The organism is Oryzifoliimicrobium ureilyticum (genome assembly GCF_037199735.1).
Lineage (GTDB): Bacteria > Pseudomonadota > Alphaproteobacteria > Rhizobiales > Rhizobiaceae > Rhizobium > Rhizobium ureilyticus.
Map to the genome: position 1 here is coordinate 36,927 of NZ_JBBBVQ010000013.1, position 18,035 is coordinate 54,961.

An 18,035-nucleotide genomic window follows, 5' to 3' on the forward strand; every position below is an offset into this window, starting at 1 on the left:
ATGTCACAGAACCACGGTGGTCCCATTTTCTGACGCCGGCGTCTTGAAGAATTTTGCATTTTGCCTGTTCGGCGGAACGCTTTCCTTGAAAAGAAATCAGCGACTGGCGACTGGCAGACGATAACCTTCAGTTGCTTTAAAATTTTCCTACAAGGTAAGGTTGGCGCAAGATTGATTGACCAGCTTCCTCCGAAATCAGAGGAGTTTGCTAACGATGCAGGTCACGAATGGTGCTGTTTACGACATCATGAACCTTCACGGCTCGAAGGAGAAACACAGGAAATCCAATGCGTCTTCTTCCGACCTTTTGGAATTCGAAGACCCAACAGTTAAAGCAAATACGAGCTCACTCGACCCATCGACGACTGGCGACACATCCGTTGATGACATAGGCTCGGTCGGAGGCGATGCCAATGATAAACCCACAACTGGCACAGATGCATTTTATGAGCTGACGGGATACAAAAGGATCAGGTCCGCAGAGGGTGTCAGTTTCGTAGATGATAACGGCATGGCGGCTCCCGAGGACAAGATGGCAATGCTGAAAGCTGCCTCGCAAGCGCTTTCGACTGCGGAAGGTCATCCAGGTGGGCCATCAAAAGATCTTTACGCAAGTCCAAGCATTAGTCTTCCAAGTGACGCCGGAACGTACATCAGCGGCAACAAGATGTATGACCAGTTGATGTCGCTGATCGAGGCGTCTGTCGCTTCGTAAGTTATTAATAAACGGCAGTATTGAAAAGCGGTGACTTGGCTTTGGCGTTGCGGAATTCGTCGCAACACCAGCCATGTAACAAAGTGTGCTCGTTGTCGCATCACGATGATGTGCGAAATGTCGCTAAGTTACGTGAGGCAACCCAAACGTCGCAGAGGGCCGTACGGCGTCGCCTCATCCGCTTGTTCTATGCCAGCCGCTCACCAGGCAATCACAAAGGGTTCGACGGATCTGATGCCGCTGAAGCCCTTTACCACCAGGTTCGGCCCGGCTTTTTCAACCTTCGGCATTGTTCTTATAAGGCCGTGAAGAGCCTCTTCAAGCTCGGTGCGCGCCAGCGCTTCGCCGAGGCAGCGATGAGCGCCGCCGCCGAACACCCAGTGCCATTTCTCTTGCGGTCGATGGATGTCGAATTGATCAGGCAGAACATGAGCTTGCGGATCCCGCATAGCCGACATTGTCACGAGAGAGATCGGTTTTCCTGACGGAATAATACAATCATCCAAGTCTAGATCTCGCAGACCGACGCGTGGCAGCGACGCTACGGAGGGTTCATATCGCAAGCTTTCTGCCACCGCCGAGGCGACAAGTTCTGGCGCGCAAACAAGCTCAACCCATTGATCGCGATGTTCCAGAAGCAAAGCCAATTGTATTGTGAGGGCCGCTCGTGTCGTGTCACTACCCCCGAGGACCAGCGCCATCAACTGCGCGATCATTTCTTCATGGCACAGATCTGATGATTGTTCGACTTCACGAAGATAGGAGTTGAGAAAAGTATCGGCAGTCTTATCGCGGGAGGCGCAAGCAATCTCCACATATCGCTCAAGAGCCACAACAGCGTTTTCTATATCTGGAAGGTCTTCCACCCCCCAGCTGCCCGAAAAGGCTTTGGCAACCTTATATGCAGTTGACGTGAACTCCGGGATATCGCTTTCAGGTAGGCCAATCATGTCGGCAATGACGCGCGCAGGCAAGACCGAAGAAAAAGTCTTTGTCATCTCGATTTCATGAAAATGCAGGAGCTCGGATAAGAGGTCGTCGACGATCTGCCTTATCCTTGGTCTCAGAGCGGTGATCGCTTTGAAGGCGAATGTTCTGGCAAGTGGAGCCCGACGACGTTTGTGTTTGTCGCCATTTGATAAGAGCAGGATGTTTTCAAAGAAGTCACGCAGCGGACCCTCGCCAACACCGCGCATGTCCAGGAAATCAGCCTCAGCTTGTCGCGTTTGTTGGTCGTTGAGTAAAGCAACCATATCTGCTTGCCGTAAAACGAGGTAAGCTCCGTTGTCGACTTGAATGACCGGGGCCTTTTCTCTCCACTCTGCATAGACCTCAGGTGCTGAAACATGCAGTCTGTCTCTTGAGATAACTTCAATCGTTCTAGGCATCACACGTCTCCTGCTTGCAGCGGAACGCGATCTGCGAAGGCATGAGCATGATTGGGGACACAATCTATAACCGTCAGTTGCTAGCAGCGGTTACAGCGTCTCTATCTCGTCAATCCATCGCTCACACACCGCAATCCGATCCATTCTACAATCGGTTTTCACATGGGAGGATCGTGAGCATTTGAGATAAGGCCACGATTACAGCCGCGGTGCATTTCGTTTCAATTGTTATGCACGCGCGACCCTCTGATCATGGACACGCAGCACGAGCCGAACTGCGTATCACCTCACCGCTGCATCCTTTTCCTTCATAGAGTGAGGTAGCTGCCGGGAACAAATACAGCTTTTAGTAGCATCGTGGCACTGCAGATCTCAGGCTGAAAACGCACCACGGAACAGATTATGAAAAACCTATAAAATGCTCCGGCTTGCAATATTCTTCAATAAAAACCCGTTTTCCTTGGATATGCACGCAGGACGGCTCCGCCGCGTCATCCGTTCACGCGAAAGGGTCCTATGGCGGGCGCTTCGTCTGAGCCCAGCTGAGCAGAGTTGCCTTGTCAAGCAGAACATCAACGAAGATGGCAGCTTGATGGAGCATATAAAATCTTCCGGAAGATATATTTCCGCAGTGTCATCCATGAGTCGAGAGAGCTTTCGGATCAAACTATCGAACAGAACCTGAGCATCCCAGACTGACTTTTAACGAGGGTCGTACTTGAAGCACGTTCTTATTGTCGATGATGACAGCGCTATCAGAAGCCTTCTGTCCGATTATCTTACGAAATTCGCCCTCAAGGTCACAACGGTTTCGGATGGCCAGAGCATGACCAGAGTTTTAGCAACGGAACCTATTGATCTCGTAATCGTCGATCTAAACCTCGGTCAAGAAGACGGGTTAGAACTGGTACGTCAACTTTCTAGTAAGTCAGATTGCCCCGTCATTATCATAAGCGGGGATCGACTCGAAGAAGCTGATAAGGTCGTTGGTCTCGAACTGGGGGCAATGGATTACATCACCAAACCTTTTGGCATGCGAGAGTTTTTGGCTCGTGTCCGCACAGCGCTCAGGGAGCGACCTAAAGCAAACCTTAATCGGGAGCGGAAGTCATTTCACTTCAACGGTTGGACCCTCAGCGTTAAGCGCCGCCAGCTCACGGCTGCGGACGGCCTAGAGGTAAAACTCACCGCTGGCGAATTTAACTTGCTCGTCGCGTTCCTAACGGCGCCAAAGCAGGTGCTGTCTCGCGAGCAGTTACTGACTGCAAGTCGGGTCCATCAGGAGGAGGTATTCGACAGGAGCATCGACGTCCTGATCCTCCGGTTGAGGCGCAAACTTTCGACCCACGACCCCAAAAGCAATCTCATAAAAACAGAGCGCGGATTTGGCTATTACTTTGATGCAGATGTCGTTACCGAACAGGCTGTCCGCGCTTCTTTTACTACCCAAGGCATCAAAAAATAACACAGCAGCGGGCGAGGCATGGTCTGCCTGAAGCTGAACATCTTCCTTGACGCTTCCACCCCTCATTCAAGGCCAAAACTTGAGCGAATCTTTCCGCCTGTAGGCGGGTCCCACAGGCGCTTTGTTCTGGATCATCCATAGTGACCTGAATTGTCGGCACGTTCAATCGAACGCACCAATCCAAAACAAGGGTGCACCTCCCTGGAACGATCATTTCGCCCTCTCAGTCCATCGACTGAAAAAGGTACAGAATGCGCGACGGGAGTGCAGGTTCATCAGCGATAAAGCTGGTATCGGCTATATTCCGTCGTATGTCGAAGCGCTTCGATATGCGGTCTCGCGTATTCACTATAGTCCGTATCGCCTTCCTTGACGCTTCCTAATGCAAAATCTTTGAGCCCGATGTCCTTTTGAAGATATTCAGAGAGCTCGTAGGGATGACGATTCAACTTCGAAGAGCGGCTCGCTCCAAAGATTGATCCAATCAAGCGAGAAAGAACGGAACGCCGCCTTGCTCTCCTATCGATCCCTGTTGCCTGGACGGGTGAAGGTTGTCTCCCGGCGGATGGTTTCGGCTTTGAAAAGACTTGAACGACGTTTCCATCAGTTGACGGCTGATACGTTTTCACGATGGGCTCCAATCACATTGTTTTCATTTTTGACTTGAGAAGGATCGTGGGGAGGCGCTTCAATTTGATGATCGGCGGAACGCGATGCGCTACATCCATAAGTGAAGTCTTTCAGGTGCAACCTGCTGATGGCTGAGTAATGGATAACAAGAATCCAAGGCTTATTCTTTTGCCGGATTTGCGCGCACCTCGGCAGAGAGCCACTGTTCGGTTGACGTGCTTGATATATATAATATCCGAAAGGGAAATGATCGCCTCGTCCGACCTCTGCGGCCGGAGAGGGAAACCTATAAGATCAGGTCGCACTGCGGAATCCAGCTTGCGCGAAACAAGCGATCCTTACATGATAGAAGGCAATTTCCTTCCGTCATGCATCTTCACGGCCAAAGATGCTTCACCACTTTGTACCAAGAAGTTCACGAAGAGCGGCAATATCCAGCATTTGCTCTGCGAGTAACTTTTTCAATCTGACGTTTTCTTCTTCCAGATAACGAATGCGTGCCGCGTCGGACAACTCGACCTTATGAACACCTTCGCCTTTCTTCGGAAATATAGCGGAAGATGGCCGAAGGCTGTTCCCGTCTTTTGGATTCCTACCGTTGCTAGTTCCCTCATGACCACCTGCAGTCAAGGGGCTACTCTCGATGCAGGGGTTTGTCATATTGCTTGCCCAATCCCCACTCTGCGAGACGCTAAACGCGAACAGGTTCGGCGAGAAAGCATTGCTGCCGTTAATGAGGCAGGGGGCATCTGCATGCTGGGGACAAAACTGCATTCAGGCCCGTCTCGCGTCACCTTCTTTATTGTAAACGTTCGACTGAGCCTCAGCCGCGTCGGCCGGTCGTTGTTTGGCAAGACGCACCCGCCTGAACCAAACAGGCTCTCTTCAATTCTAAGATCGCAGATCATCGCGTCTCTTTCCCAGAGCAAAACATGTCCTTATTCCCGTAGACATTCCGCTTCAGATTTTATTCCTTCATTGCCGGCAATTTTTATCGCTTTTCGATTGAACGTAATGTGATCGCGTCACCCGTGGCCCGACTGACATGCGGAAGAGCCATGTCCGGCCTGCTGTTCGGTATCGAAGTTCATAGGTGAGAAAGACCGGACGAAGGCTTTGACATCAGCGTCCTTCTGACGTTGCCTTGCATCTTGATAGCCGGACTAAGTCATGGACAATGTGAGGAGGAAAGGAAGTCGCGGATTTCTGAGAAAAAGATGTCTGGTTGCTCTGCCCAAGGAATATGCCCGCATTCCTCCAAGATGATCAGCTTTGCATTGGAAATGCCCGAGGCTATGCGTTCGGATGTCTCAACCGGACATTGAAGATCTTCCCTTCCAACAAGGATCAGCGTTTCAGCTTCAACAAGCGGCGGCAAATGAAGTTGTGTTGCTGACGGCTCGCTGTCTGCGGCACGCTGCTTGAAAGCAGCCCACGACTCGATCGGCAAATCAAACGTCTCGACCGTCTTTGCCATGTTTTTTTCGGGACGAAAGAAATATAACGGGAAAGTCGCAATGAGGAAATCAGTGACCGCCTTGTCATCGCAAGCAAGTGAGGCCCTCCCTGGCATGAGTTCGAGAGCCTTGGTAAAACGTGGATCACCCTTTCGTCTTTCCAGAATGTCCATTGTCGCCTGATGGGCCGAAAACCCGATCAATTGACTATCGGCAAGCACCAACTTGCGACAATGACGGGGATATCTGGCGGCGTAGGACAGTGCAATGGCGGCACCGTTCGAATGACCAAAGAGGTCGATCTGACCGAGACCAAGGTGCCTGCGAAGATGATCGAGATCGTCGGCCATGGTAGATGACCCCATTGCTGTCTCGTCGGCGGGCCTTGATGATCGTCCACTTCCTCGCGGTGTCACGCAGACGAGTGTGAAGTTTGCGGTCAGGGGCTCCAGGCCTTTCCGAATGTGTCCAGACCCAACGCCCCATCCTGAAGCAACCGCAAATAAAAGTGGTCCTTTCCCCTCCACTGTGTAATTGATTTCAACGCCATTTAAAAAAGCGCCATATTCTCCAGGTTGCAGACTCATACTATGCCCTTCCGATGCAATGGGAGTTACGGCGCCAGTCTATGGCCTGTGATTCAGCGATGGCAATCTTGATAATGCGCGATGTTACAAAGGTAATCAGATAGATAGCGGGATTAATATACCTTATAGAACAGGCCTCGCCATTGTTGGGATCGTGCTGTGTTCTTTCATGAGGATGCGACGGAGCCCTCAAGAGGACACCTCTGAGGTGTATAGGATACGCAGGTCAGCAGACAGGAAAAGAAGGCTTTGCTCCAGAAATTTACGGTTCTCTGAGACCAGGAAAATTCGACCATCTAGAGCGTCTCCATCAGATCCCTAATGTATGAAGTTACCGGAGCCGGCGCCTCATCTGCGAGCATATGTCCCGCACCTTCGATCGAGATGCTCGGGCTGCCGATCGACTGGGCCATTCGGATTACCCTGTCGATTGACAGAGCTTGATCTGCGGAACCTGCCATGGTCAACATCGGGATTTTTAACGCGTTGATTTCGCTTGTTACATCGCGTCGGTTGAATATCATACGGCCGATTGGAACGACGCTATCGTCAATCCGGTCCCGAGGCCAGTTGACGAGTTGGTGCTGATGCAGCCTTAGACGATCTGGATGTTGCAGCCGAAACTTCTCCGAATAAAACATCCACAGAAGAGATGATGCAAATTCTTCGGGCAAACCCTGCTGCTCGGCAATTTGGTCGACAACCGCCAAAAAAGATGCCTTGGACGGCTCCGGCTCGGCGGCAAGCGAGGAGGCCACGATAACGAGCCCAGAAATGCGCTGTGGGTCTATGATTGCAAGCTCGGCGCCCCACATCGCCCCCATCGAGTGCCCAACAATGCAAACGCGATCCACCCCCATTATATCCAGAAGCTCTTGGTGTTGAGAGGCAATATCTGAGAGCGACGTTGTTGAAGGGGGCATGGCTCCGGATAGACCATGTCCCCACATATCCGGGACAATAACGCGATAATCGCGGGACAAGGCATCGACCTGTGCTGACCAGGTCTGGCTGTCGCAAAGCCATCCATGCGCGAGCAGCAGAGCAGGTCCTGAGCCGATATCAAGAATGCTCATGCTTGAATCGCGTAGCTGAAGTTTCGTTTTTGTAAGGGTCATTTTGTGCTTCCTGGTTCAGACGTGGGAGTATGAGGACGCAACGGAAGCCTTGTTTGCAGGCCGGCCGCGTTCTCGCGGCTTCGCATGTCGTTCTGGAAAAAGGGTGTGGCTTCGGACGCTTCTAATGCGCGGGCGAAAGCTCAGTTTGATCGCAATGCGTCATGTTGAAATGACATTTCTTAAATGCAGCGTATTGAATAATTTTGCATCCCGCTTCTCGCGTTATTGGTGTTATGCTGGGCGTGAAAATCGAGTGTCCCTTATGGCTGAGCATAAACATCTATCTCCTTCGCAAAGTCGCGTGCGTGTTTGGTCATCCAAAGATTTGGATCGAGCAAGATTTCTGCGGGGCGACTACATCGGGCACATATATCCCTGGCATTCGCACGAAGAACTTCTGATAGGCGTTGTCAGCGCGGGCGCGCTTTCACTCGAGACACGCGATCGGTCGGCAGTGGCGAGGGCGGGCTCTATTGCCATCGTCAACAGCGAAGAGGTCTATAGAGGTGCCGCATTGGGTGGACGGCGATGGCTTTTTCGAACGATCCATCTGCATCCCGACACCATTCTGCGGGTTGCGACCAATCTGCGGCCGAACAGCAGCCGGAATGTGCTGCCTCGGTTTCGGAGTCCAGTTGTTCAAGACGCTTTTCTCGCCAATGAATTGACTGCGCTGCACGTGCGGAGCGAAGCACGAGGCGATCCACTCGATCTGCAGTCGCGGGCCGTTACGTTGATTGCGAGGATGTTGCTACATCATTGGAAGGGCGAACCCGAACTGCCGGAAGCGGGTGAACCGATGGCGGTGCGCCTTGCACGTGACATCCTGACGGAGGATCTGGGAAAAAAGATCAGCCTTGAAAAGCTGGCTCGTCTCGTCGGTCTACCGCCTTTCAGGATTTTACGTGCTTTTGAAAAGGCGACCGGTCTTACGCCGCACGCCTATCGAACGCAGGCGAGGATAAGAAAAGCCTATAACCTCATCTGCCACGATCATCCCATTGCCGAGGTCGCGGCTGCGACCGGGTTCGCCGATCAAGCACATTTAACGCGCGTATTCAAAAGCATCATGGGTGCGACACCCGGCCAATTTAGGGCAGTCGATGCTCCGGCGCCGAGCCTGCCGACAGGCTAAACACTTCCTTCCATGCTCATCTCAGAGGTTATCCTTGCCTACAGGTTTCATTATTTTCTGCGGCGCAGCAGTTTTGTTTCGCCTTATCTCGCTTGCTATCTCGGTCCGTCACGAGGCAGCCATGAAGCAAGCGGGTGCTATCGAAATTGGCAAACGCAATACGCTCGTACTGGCGATCGCTCATATCTTCTACTATTTAGCAGCGATTGTGGAAGGCTCTTTCCGCTCCCATGATTTAAACATTGGCTTCTGGATTGGCGTCTGCCTCTATGGCTTAGGCGTAATTATGCTCATTACGGTGATCAGATTGCTGGGCCGCTTATGGACGGTGAAACTCCTTATTGCAAAAGATCACGAGCTGATCACGCACCCACTTTTTCGTTGGTTCCGGCACCCCAACTATTTCCTCAACATCATACCCGAGCTGGTTGGTTTTGCGCTCATTCTCAATGCCCACATCACACTGGTTATTGGGATGCTCGTTTATGCGATTCCACTTACAATCCGCATCCGCCAGGAAGAGCGCGAGATGAATACGCGCTTTCCGGGCTACTAAGCGTCGGATTTTAAACTTGCATGAAAGTCTGAACAATCAATCGATCCGCCATTCGACGACGAGGTGACTTGCAACACTGAGTTCTAGGTCAAGGTAGCGGATCGATGTTTCGTTAGACGATGGTCTAGCCCTTCCCGCCTCTCTTTCTGGAAACCAGACTTCGTAAGTGACATTTCTGGCTGAGGCCAATAGCAAGCATCTCCTGAGCTCATCGGGTGTATAACATGGGCACACGACGATGATGCGTTGGTCATTCCAAGCTACATCCTTTGCGCCTCTGTCGATGTCGGCATCACCAACGCGCCTTTTGGGAAAACGCTGTGAGGAACGGACGCGCAATCGCCTCAAACAAACCCTGAACGAGCGCGAAACGGCAGGAATGAATGGGCTATGCATCAGCGCCACCCGTCGATGTCGAACAAGCCTTCTCCAGGATTTCAACCACTCTGGGCAGACTTTCTGGAATATGGGCCGGCCTAGTTTCTGTGAGACGCAGATGACCAGCATAGGTCACCGCTCCAAACATTCTTTCGTTGCGAATCCTTCCAAGAACCATTGGCCCCCAGAGACTTTCCAATCTTGCTTTCGAACCTGCTGAAAGCACATCCACAACACCGAGGTTAGAGACAGACGCATCATAAGCGACCGCACCCACCAAGCCACAGGCAATCTCAGCATTTGCTGTCTGCGGCAAAGCAGATTCCACCAGTTGAAGACTTCCGATCAAGCTTTTGGGAGATCGCGAGGAGGAAAGCCATTCCTTGTACCGCCTGGCGAGCGACCAGAATGGGATCTCATTGACGGCATCGATTTTGAGAGAGGCGGCTGCAATGAACAGTCCAATTTCGGTCGTGTCGACCTTGGCCATCGATCTGATATTGATAGGCGATAAGACCGAGTAGGAGGTTGAGCTGACGTCACGGCAGTTGGCGATGGCGATGGCAGCGCAAAGAGCGCTTTGAAAAGTGACGCCCTTATATCTAATCTCGTTGATGAGGTAAGTTGTTAGTTCTCCAGGAAAGTCGAGAGAGCAAACCTTCGGATTATCGCTGTCAAACGCCCTCCATAAAGGCCGTGAAGCAATTGCTTTGATCGTGGCGAGGTCGACGTTTGGCAGTGGCACGCCAGCCATGGCATCTGTCACCATCATTTCCTTGCCAACGAGTTCCTCAATGGAGTCCCGTTGTTGCGCCTTGTGAAGGCGTACGCCGTTCAATGCAGCGACGATATCCTTCAAGAAGGCGACCGCGGACAGGCCATCTGCTATTGCGTGATGAAAGGTCAGGATGACTGTCCAACGGCCGATGCCTGCCTTTTCCTTGAGGACGATCGCTCTGACAAGAGGACCAATCCAAGGATTGAACGGCGTTGCGAGCTGCTTCTCGACAATAGACTTCCAGCCTTGGCTGCTATCGCTCGTTTCGATCTGGAGGGGTATGCGTCTCATATGGGTAATGAAGCGAGGGCCGGTCTCGCCATCCTGAACTGCCAGCCAAAGCTGAGGATGACGGTCCTGGGCTCTGTCGAATGCATCTTGCAGATTGTCTTCTGCGAAGCTACCGGAGATCTCGCCGACCATGCAAAAGTGACGGTGGTGGAGCTTTGAATAAAGGTAAAGAAGTCGCTCATGAGCGCCCATACTCCGGACATGTTCTCCAGAGCGACGGCCAGCCAAAGATAAATCGTGTTGCATTTCGCCTCCAATGATTTGCTTGGAGGAATGAACGAACCGTTTGGCTCGACGATTTCAGCGCAGCGAACTTGGTTTCAAATGAAGTTCGTCTTGGCCAATGGCAATATAAGTCGCTCTCCAGCAGTTTGTTTTGTTTGCAACGGAATATCCGGCTGATGAAACCTTCGAACAATCTTTAAACATCAGAGCTGCAAGGACATATCGTCGTTGGAGCCACACATAGGATGGAAGAAACTGACCCGTATAATTTGCCATGCAGCTATCTGCGTCTAGCAGCCGTTGACGGCGAACTCACTGCGTTTGCCCTTGAGACATTCGGCAGACCTGCGCGTTCTGAAGAGGTCTTGCCTCAACGCAGTGGCGATCGTCTTTTGTCGTTTCTCTTATCTGTCGGCAAATATCTCCTGCACGGCTTTTCGAAGGCGGCTGAAGCTTATGAGCCAATTGGTTCGAACCCCGCGAGCGCGATCAATCGGCCGTCGGAAGAAGCTGGCTTCGGCAATTAGCTCCAGAAGTTGAGCAGCGCAGTTGTCGTCGAAAGCAACTCAGTACTGGCAGTCCCAAGAGAGGCTTTAGCCCTTAGTACGATCCGTTGCAGATGACGCGGAAAAATACGCGTTTGCAATTTCTTTGTAACACGCAGTTCTCAATTTCCGACCGCGCACCTGCAACGATATGAGGGTTCCAATGCCTTTTAGTGAAGCGGCGATTTCAGGCCACTCTCCCGAGAAAAGAGCCTCTTTGCGAGATACGAGGTATATCAAAGTCGAGCCAGATGTATTGCTGCGTGTTATCGAGGCTGGTTCCGGCCGCCCTATCGTGATTTTGCCTGGCTGGTCGCAAACAGCTGATCAATGGACCGAGTACGTGGCCGATTTGTCTGATACGAATAAAGTCACGGCGATCGATATGCGAGGCCATGGAGCGAGTTCAAAACCGATGCATGGCTATCGCATTAGTCGGCTCGCAGCAGATTTGCAGGCGGTGCTGAACTCCGAAGGGTGGGACGATATCACGCTGATTGGGCACTCAATGGGGTGCGCGATCATCTGGTCTTACCTGGAGCTCTATAGCAGTTCGAGGATCAGAAATCTCGTTCTCGTCGATCAGCCTCGCGCGCTGGTAGCCGAACCACATGCATCAACCAATGAAGATGGCAAGGCCGCACCGATGTTCTCGGCGCAACAAGCTCTTGAGTTCATACAAGGTCTCCGCGGGCTCGACGGTGTCGCATTGACATCCGGTCTTTTGAAGGCAATGACGAGCGATGTCTTCCCCCCGGTTGCTTTCGACCAACTGTTGGCACAAAATCTGCTGATGCCGCGCGACCTGGCAGGCAGGCTTCTTTATGATCATGTTTTCAAAGATTGGACTGACGTGATCCGGCGCATCGATGTGCCGACCCTCGTCATAGGCGCTCAAGGCAGCATCGCACCTTGGCAGGCCATGGTCGAGATCGGCGAAATGATTAGTGGTTCTGAGACCTTCATTTTCGCCGCCAATGATGGCGGATCGCATTTTGCTTTCTTGGAGAACCCCAAAAAGCTACTCCAACTGATCAAAGAGTTTCTGGAGCGAAACTAGCTTTTTGATTTACTCACAGTGCACAGACAAATGTCACTTGCACAGATCGCAATGACCACGCATCTAGAAGCACGATCCTATTTCACGGGCCTGTTATTTTGGCAGAGCCATGACCATTGCGTTGATCGATCGATTATTTAAGCCGGCTCTCGCAAGGTATTGCCCTGAATTCAGCGGCGTTCTTCTCCAAACAAATACTGTTTCCTGAACCTAGCGACCAGCCGACACCGGCTTTCGACTGCAGCAACACACAGCAGTTAAGAAGCCTCAGCGGCGCCGTCCGCTTCAGAGCTGTGACCTCCTCGTCAGGCAAGCTTCCTGTGACAGTTGTAGGAATTCCAAGAGTTTTCCACATGTGATCGTAATCATATCCGCCAAGTCTTCATCATCAATTCGCGGCAGCGTCGTTGCTGTCTCTCATGAGCATGGTGAGGTTCCAATGAAAGTTTTCCTGGTCGCATCCCCCTTGGCAGGCCATCTCAGTCCGCTTCTGTCGATTGCCCGCATTTTGGTTGCGGAAGGCCATGATATTCTTTGTCTTTCCGGCAGCGACTTCAAGGATCTGGTCGAAAGAGCTGGGGCGGCGTTCCGAGAGTTCGGAGCGGCCGCAGATGTCAACCAGATGCAATCCACTGAAGTCACAGATGAACTGAAGAGAACACCCCCAGGTGTGCAGCGGTTACGGGTTGCAATCCAACGCCGCTTTATCGAGCTTGCGCCGGCTCAGCACGCGAAGATCTTGGAGGCATTGAAAGATTTCTCAGCGGATCTGATCATCGGCGATAGCATGATGTTTGGTCTCCTGCCGATCATCTTGAGAAGCAAATCCACTCGACCGCCCGTTATTTTGTGTGGGACGTCCATCCTTCATTCGCAGCGAGAGGATGGATCACCTCCTTTTATCGGACTTCCGCCGGCGCAAGATCATGTGGAACGCAAACGATATGCAGATATTGCCCAGAAATTTAACGTTCAATTCGAGCATCCTATCGCGCAGAGACTGCGGGAACTGGGCATTGGTCCTCTTCAGACCTCTTTGTTTAATGCCATGGTGGAACTGCCCGATGCGTTTCTGCAACTGACGGTCCCTGGCTTTGAATTTCCAATGAAACTACCTCGGTCCGTCCACTTCGTCGGAGCGCTTCCAATTATCCCTGATCAGGCACCACTGCCGCCCTGGTCAAGCGATCTTGATGGAAGTCGTAAGGTTGTTCTCGTGACTCAAGGTACCGTTGCCAACAATGATCTAAACTTGCTGGTCGCACCGACGCTAGCCGCCTTGGCCAACAGGCCTGACGTCCTTGTTGTCGTCACGACAGGAGGTCGTCCTCTAGAGGCCATCCCGGGGCCGCATTATGAAAATGTGCGCGCGGCAACCTATCTCCCCTTCGAGTGGCTACTTCCCAAAGTAGATGTGCTCGTGACGAATGGCGGTTACGGCACGGTCAATCAGGCCTTGAGCTTTGGTATCCCGTTGGTCACCGCCGGGCTGACGGAAGACAAAGCAGACGTCAATGCGCGTGTGACTTGGTCGGGTGCCGGCATCGATCTGAAGACCAATGCTCCGGAAGCAACAGACATTCGTGAGGCCGTTCTGACAGTTTTGGGGGAACCGGAATACCGTGCCCACGCCTCAAGTCTTGCCAAGGAATTTTCGTCCTTTGATTCGCGATCGGCAATCTTGGACATCGTCAAAGACCTCACACATGGCCCGTCAACTGAGCGAAAAACTTACTGATCGGTCTGACCGGAAGCAAAGAACATGGTGCGACGAGCCGTAGGCAACTCAAGTAAAGGCTTGTCGCCTTTGAAAGACGGCCCGTTGAGAAGGATAGAGCCGATGACATTGCAAACCCGTAACTCTCATATGAACGCCCAACTGGATCCAGTGGAAACTGCCCATGCACTTGTGTCTGTTCTGCGCCAAAGGAGCGCCGAAACAAGTGAGCTCGGCAGACTTCCGGAGGAAACGATTTCGGAGATGGACAAAGGAGGTCTGTTTGATCTTCTTGTTCCAAGGACCGACGGGGGCCTGGAGGTTGATCTCCAAACATATATGGATGTTCTTGTCGAAATCGCACGGGGAGATGGTGCTGTCGCCTGGACACTCGGAATATTGAGTGGAGCGCCGTGGCTTCTGGCGGCTCTCTTCCCGCCCGACGTTTCCCAGGAAATTCTCAGAACGCGAGGCGCGCGAATAGCCACCGTATTGTCACCGCGCAGAATCAAAGCGCGTCAGCTTCACGGAGGCTATCTCATTGAGAAGGGCGAATGGAGCTTTAACAGTGGCTTTTTCCACGCGCACTGGAACTTGCTAGGCTTTCCCGTTCAGAACGAAGACGGCGCCGTGATCGACAATCTGGCGGCTCTTCTTCCTGCAGAAAAATGCTTGGCCCTCGGGGATTGGGATACATTCGGACTGAGGGGTAGCGGAAGCACAACGATTGTTGTTGAGCAAGCCTTTATACCCAAGGATCAGACCGTCTCCCTCGCAAGTGGACTGAAAGGTGAATACGCATCCACTCACCTGGAAAACCATCCGCTTTATCGATTGCCGCTGATGCCGTTTCTGTCGATGAAGCTGCTTTTTCCTTCACTTGGCATGGCAAAAGCGGCATTGGAGTTTGCTCTCTCGACATCCTCTCGTCGCGCTATTCCCTTCACCATCTATAACCGCCAAGACGATGCACCAATCACTCATCTTCAGTTTGCTGAAGCTGCAACGAAGATCGATACGGCGGAAACGATCTTGCAACGAAACGTCAAAATTCTCGGTGACATGGCGTCTCGCAGAACTGCCGTAAACCATCTCACCAAAGCGCGCATCATGCGCGATGCCGGTTTCGTCAACCAAATCCTATGGGAGGCGATCGATCTCCTCGCTACGGCGTGTGGCGGCTCCATGGCACAACTGGATAATCCGCTTGGAGCAGTTTGGCGAAATGCAAAGGTCGCGAGTCTCCACGGAGGCTTGAACACGACCACAAACTTCGAGCTCTTTGGCCGCGTCCAGAGTGGGAAAAGCCCGCAGAGCTGGGTTCTCGGATAAATCGTTAGCGAAGGCTCCGATTGTGCGGCAAGGGGCGTGTATCCATTCGGATAAAGGATGGCCAGCCGTCGACTTCAACCTCGGCAGGTCGCCCGATTTCAACTGTAGCTGAAGCTTGATCGATGGAAATGAAAAAACCGTAGAGAAGCTGCAACCAGTGATCTGAAGCTCGCTCGCAAAGAGCGTCTTTGCTTCACTAGGGACATTAAGAAAAATGCATGACAAGGATTTGATTGCCGCAATCGAGACGATTGAGGCCGAGGCATTTGCCGATATCTACAAGGCTACTCCGCAAGAGTACGCTGTTTCTAATGGCGTCATGCTGCAGCAATTTGGCAGCGGCACGTGCCTAACCCATCAAACCATCGTCATTCCTGAATTGGCGCGCGTTGTGGGTCTTCAAGACGTCAACGACTTCGAGGTAGCAACACGATGGATGAGATATAATTGTGCACCTGGATGGGTCGTTCAGATCCCGCCACCTTTGGACGAATTGGCGCGATACGCTGAAGAGCAAAATATGGCCCCACGGGGAAATGGGTGGGCAAAGTTCTACCAGAAGCTTCCTTCATCGGGGCTACGCGATAATGACCAAGTTCATTGCGACCTCACCGCAAAGATCGTCACGGCAGCCGAAGCTGACGCGTTTGCAAATATTATTTCGCAGAGCTTTGGTCTCCCTTCTGATCTTGCGGAATGGCTGTCTCTGGTGGCCGGCCGGCGCAATTGGACCATTCACCTTGCTTATCACGACGAAAAGCCGGTTTCTTGTGCCGCAATGTACTCAAATGGGAAGTTTGGGTGGTTCGGCATCGACGGGACTTTGCCAGACTACAGAGGCCGCGGTGGCCAAAAGCTCCTCATCCGCTCGCGCCTTGAACATGCAGCCCGTCTGCACCTCAAGGGGGTAACAGCTGAGACGGGGCAGCCGGAGCGTGGGAAAGAAGCCGATCATGCGTCCTTCTCAAATTATAGGAAGTCCGGCTTCACCCAGATGTACGTGCGGGCGAACTATGCCCTGCCAGCGGCCGCGGAACCCACGGTCGGATAGGCGGCCGAGACCATGTTCTAATGAAATTAAACAGAGCAGTAATTAGGCGGCGGCGTGTTGAACGTCGGAGAAACTATATCAGATCAATGCAGGGGATCTCGTCTATGGGAAATATCGCTTTGAGCACGATGGGTAAGCTACGCTCAACTATGTGTGCCCTCTTGGCAGTCTCTGCTTTGGCAAGTGGCGCTTCGGCAGAAAGTGACGTTGATAAAGGCCGCTATCTCGTCAACTTGGGTGGTTGTAGTGAATGCCACACCCCGGGTTATTTTTTCGGAAAGCCGGACGAACATCGGCTGCTTGGCGGTTCTGACGTCGGCTTTTTTATACCGAAAGTCGGAACTTTTGTCGGACCTAATCTCACACCGGACGTGGACACAGGACTGGGGACCTGGTCTGAGGATGACATCGTGAAAGCGATCAGCACCGGGATCACTCCGGATGGACGCGAACTTGCATCAATGATGCCATGGCGCCGATTTGCAAAGCTTCAGCCAGCAGATCTTCACGCTATTGCAGTTTATCTGAGAAGCTTACCTCCTGTCACCAACAAGGTGGCTGGCCCCTTCGGCCCCACAGAACAGGTGACCGTCTCTGTTTTTAAGATTGTGCCGCCTGATGCCTCGAAGTGATCAGTTCCTGCGTGGCGGCCGAGATGGTATCGTCCACGAAATCGAAAGTTAAAACTCAGGAAGGCTGTTCTCCGGTGACCAGATTTTCCTCGTCAATAGCTCTCACGACAAAGGGCTGACTGCGAACCAGCGAGCGATCGCAAAAGTTTGCCGTCAGCCAATGATTTCGACGATCAGTTAAGAGAGCGATACATTATCGAACTCTTCGCTTTGACCTATCGGAGGCATTGCCAAGCCGATCCTGGCATTTTCTTCTGGTGGCGCCAGCCAATAGCCAAATCGATCCGCTGTTTCGAACAGATGCGCGAGGGCCTCTGGCGTCGGCGGCATGGCCCCTGCTGATAGAGGCCGTCCGATGAGCTCGAAGAAGGCCCCCATCTTCGCGGTCGTCACCAGAATGAGTTTGACTTCCTGATTTGAAACATTGCGCCAGGCATGTGGCTCATTCTCGTGGATATCGAGAATTTCTCCTGCGCTTAGCGCGTTCCAGGCGCCGTCGACCCAGCCCTGTGCCTCACCTTCGAGAACATAAAATGTCTCCCGATCCTCATGTTTATGCATTGGGACCGCAACGCCTGGCGGCAGGATACACAGGAACATCATGTAGTCTTTATAGTCTTCGTTCCACTTTGTTAGAGGCTTCATCTTTGGACCCATGACATCGATCCAGTCGCTCGCATCGTCGTCGCTTCGTAGAGATGTAAGATTCATTTCATGATCCCTTCTATCTGAGCAGAGAGCCCGAACGAACATCCAGGCTTTCGACCCAGTTTCTGATCAGAGCAGGTTGCATGAGCATTTCGGGAATGAGTGTCGCGTTACAGCCGAAACCGTAAGGCCACGAGTTTCCTATTTCATGGAAGGGCGTCCCCGCTTGCAGATCTCAGGGTGATCAATAACCGTGGAGCGGATTACTTTATTGGCTGCCTCCATTGATGAAAACGAAATGCTCGGTGAACAGGGCAATCTCCTTGC

At 52.3% G+C, this 18,035-nt stretch carries 15 protein-coding genes and 1 pseudogene; 10 read left to right on the top strand and 6 right to left on the bottom strand.

Translation table 11 applies throughout. From position 1 onward, the window contains the following. Positions 1 to 214: 214 nt before the first annotated feature. A complete protein-coding gene (locus VQ830_RS17590; RefSeq protein WP_337269452.1) occupies positions 215 to 715 on the top strand; it encodes a hypothetical protein in 501 nt (166 codons plus the stop codon). Between the two features lie 200 nt (positions 716 to 915). On the opposite strand, the gene VQ830_RS17595 is transcribed toward VQ830_RS17590, so the two are convergent. Then, on the bottom strand, positions 916 to 2,103 hold the full coding sequence (locus VQ830_RS17595) for a cytochrome P450 (RefSeq protein ID WP_337269453.1): 1,188 nt from the start codon (positions 2,101 to 2,103) through the stop codon (positions 916 to 918). Between the two features lie 718 nt (positions 2,104 to 2,821). Between VQ830_RS17595 and VQ830_RS17600 the strand changes: the two genes are divergently transcribed. Beyond that, a complete protein-coding gene (locus VQ830_RS17600) occupies positions 2,822 to 3,568 on the top strand; it encodes a response regulator (RefSeq protein ID WP_337269454.1) in 747 nt (248 codons plus the stop codon). Between the two features lie 1,029 nt (positions 3,569 to 4,597). On the opposite strand, the pseudogene VQ830_RS17605 reads toward VQ830_RS17600, so the two are convergent. The 3 genes and pseudogenes from VQ830_RS17605 to VQ830_RS17615 form a co-directional block, all read right to left on the bottom strand. After that, positions 4,598 to 4,717 (bottom strand): annotated as a pseudogene (locus VQ830_RS17605) (IS3 family transposase); the annotation flags it as partial. Between the two features lie 649 nt (positions 4,718 to 5,366). Beyond that, positions 5,367 to 6,242: an alpha/beta fold hydrolase gene (locus VQ830_RS17610; protein WP_337269455.1), complete on the bottom strand. Its 876-nt coding sequence runs from the start codon at positions 6,240 to 6,242 to the stop codon at positions 5,367 to 5,369. A gap of 296 nt (positions 6,243 to 6,538) precedes the next feature. Continuing rightward, positions 6,539 to 7,360: an alpha/beta fold hydrolase gene (locus tag VQ830_RS17615; protein ID WP_337269456.1), complete on the bottom strand. Its 822-nt coding sequence runs from the start codon at positions 7,358 to 7,360 to the stop codon at positions 6,539 to 6,541. Positions 7,361 to 7,622: 262 nt separating this feature from the next. Here VQ830_RS17615 and VQ830_RS17620 point away from each other — a divergent pair, with 262 nt between their 5' ends. Then, a complete protein-coding gene (locus tag VQ830_RS17620) occupies positions 7,623 to 8,495 on the top strand; it encodes a helix-turn-helix transcriptional regulator (protein WP_337269457.1) in 873 nt (290 codons plus the stop codon). 121 nt (positions 8,496 to 8,616) lie between these two features. Continuing rightward, positions 8,617 to 9,051, top strand: a complete 435-nt coding sequence (locus VQ830_RS17625; protein ID WP_337269458.1) for an isoprenylcysteine carboxylmethyltransferase family protein — start codon at positions 8,617 to 8,619, stop codon at positions 9,049 to 9,051. A 388-nt stretch (positions 9,052 to 9,439) separates the two neighbouring features. Here the strand turns inward: VQ830_RS17625 and VQ830_RS17630 are convergent, their stop codons facing one another. Continuing rightward, complete coding sequence (locus VQ830_RS17630) at positions 9,440 to 10,744, bottom strand: condensation domain-containing protein (protein WP_337269459.1); 1,305 nt, start codon at positions 10,742 to 10,744, stop codon at positions 9,440 to 9,442. A gap of 224 nt (positions 10,745 to 10,968) precedes the next feature. Here VQ830_RS17630 and VQ830_RS17635 point away from each other — a divergent pair, with 224 nt between their 5' ends. From VQ830_RS17635 to VQ830_RS17660, 6 genes are all read left to right on the top strand, one after another. Then, positions 10,969 to 11,250, top strand: a complete 282-nt coding sequence (locus VQ830_RS17635; protein ID WP_337269460.1) for a hypothetical protein — start codon at positions 10,969 to 10,971, stop codon at positions 11,248 to 11,250. Between the two features lie 181 nt (positions 11,251 to 11,431). Further along, a complete protein-coding gene (locus VQ830_RS17640; protein WP_337269461.1) occupies positions 11,432 to 12,328 on the top strand; it encodes an alpha/beta fold hydrolase in 897 nt (298 codons plus the stop codon). A 439-nt stretch (positions 12,329 to 12,767) separates the two neighbouring features. Further along, complete coding sequence (locus tag VQ830_RS17645) at positions 12,768 to 14,066, top strand: glycosyltransferase (protein ID WP_337269462.1); 1,299 nt, start codon at positions 12,768 to 12,770, stop codon at positions 14,064 to 14,066. 102 nt (positions 14,067 to 14,168) lie between these two features. Beyond that, positions 14,169 to 15,377 carry an acyl-CoA dehydrogenase family protein gene (locus VQ830_RS17650; RefSeq protein WP_337269463.1) on the top strand — a complete coding sequence of 403 codons (1,209 nt, stop codon included), beginning with the start codon at positions 14,169 to 14,171 and terminating at the stop codon, positions 15,375 to 15,377. Between the two features lie 214 nt (positions 15,378 to 15,591). After that, entirely contained in the window at positions 15,592 to 16,428 is an 837-nt protein-coding gene (locus tag VQ830_RS17655; RefSeq protein WP_337269464.1) for a GNAT family N-acetyltransferase, read from the top strand. A 104-nt stretch (positions 16,429 to 16,532) separates the two neighbouring features. Continuing rightward, entirely contained in the window at positions 16,533 to 17,060 is a 528-nt protein-coding gene (locus VQ830_RS17660) for a c-type cytochrome (protein WP_438618139.1), read from the top strand. 177 nt (positions 17,061 to 17,237) lie between these two features. Here the strand turns inward: VQ830_RS17660 and VQ830_RS17665 are convergent, their stop codons facing one another. Next, positions 17,238 to 17,771, bottom strand: a complete 534-nt coding sequence (locus VQ830_RS17665) for a cupin domain-containing protein (protein WP_337269465.1) — start codon at positions 17,769 to 17,771, stop codon at positions 17,238 to 17,240. Positions 17,772 to 18,035 lie beyond the last annotated feature (264 nt).

Coding starts and splice junctions, on each gene's coding strand:
- VQ830_RS17610 (WP_337269455.1), bottom strand. CDS start 6,242: ATGAGTCTGCAACCTGGAGAATATGGCGCTTTTTTAAATGGCGTTGAA.
- VQ830_RS17620 (WP_337269457.1), top strand. CDS start 7,623: ATGGCTGAGCATAAACATCTATCTCCTTCGCAAAGTCGCGTGCGTGTT.
- VQ830_RS17615 (WP_337269456.1), bottom strand. CDS start 7,360: ATGACCCTTACAAAAACGAAACTTCAGCTACGCGATTCAAGCATGAGC.
- VQ830_RS17630 (WP_337269459.1), bottom strand. CDS start 10,744: ATGCAACACGATTTATCTTTGGCTGGCCGTCGCTCTGGAGAACATGTC.
- VQ830_RS17625 (WP_337269458.1), top strand. CDS start 8,617: ATGAAGCAAGCGGGTGCTATCGAAATTGGCAAACGCAATACGCTCGTA.
- VQ830_RS17590 (WP_337269452.1), top strand. CDS start 215: ATGCAGGTCACGAATGGTGCTGTTTACGACATCATGAACCTTCACGGC.
- VQ830_RS17645 (WP_337269462.1), top strand. CDS start 12,768: ATGAAAGTTTTCCTGGTCGCATCCCCCTTGGCAGGCCATCTCAGTCCG.
- VQ830_RS17655 (WP_337269464.1), top strand. CDS start 15,592: ATGCATGACAAGGATTTGATTGCCGCAATCGAGACGATTGAGGCCGAG.
- VQ830_RS17595 (WP_337269453.1), bottom strand. CDS start 2,103: ATGCCTAGAACGATTGAAGTTATCTCAAGAGACAGACTGCATGTTTCA.
- VQ830_RS17665 (WP_337269465.1), bottom strand. CDS start 17,771: ATGAATCTTACATCTCTACGAAGCGACGACGATGCGAGCGACTGGATC.
- VQ830_RS17660 (WP_438618139.1), top strand. CDS start 16,533: ATGGGAAATATCGCTTTGAGCACGATGGGTAAGCTACGCTCAACTATG.
- VQ830_RS17650 (WP_337269463.1), top strand. CDS start 14,169: ATGACATTGCAAACCCGTAACTCTCATATGAACGCCCAACTGGATCCA.
- VQ830_RS17640 (WP_337269461.1), top strand. CDS start 11,432: ATGCCTTTTAGTGAAGCGGCGATTTCAGGCCACTCTCCCGAGAAAAGA.
- VQ830_RS17635 (WP_337269460.1), top strand. CDS start 10,969: ATGGAAGAAACTGACCCGTATAATTTGCCATGCAGCTATCTGCGTCTA.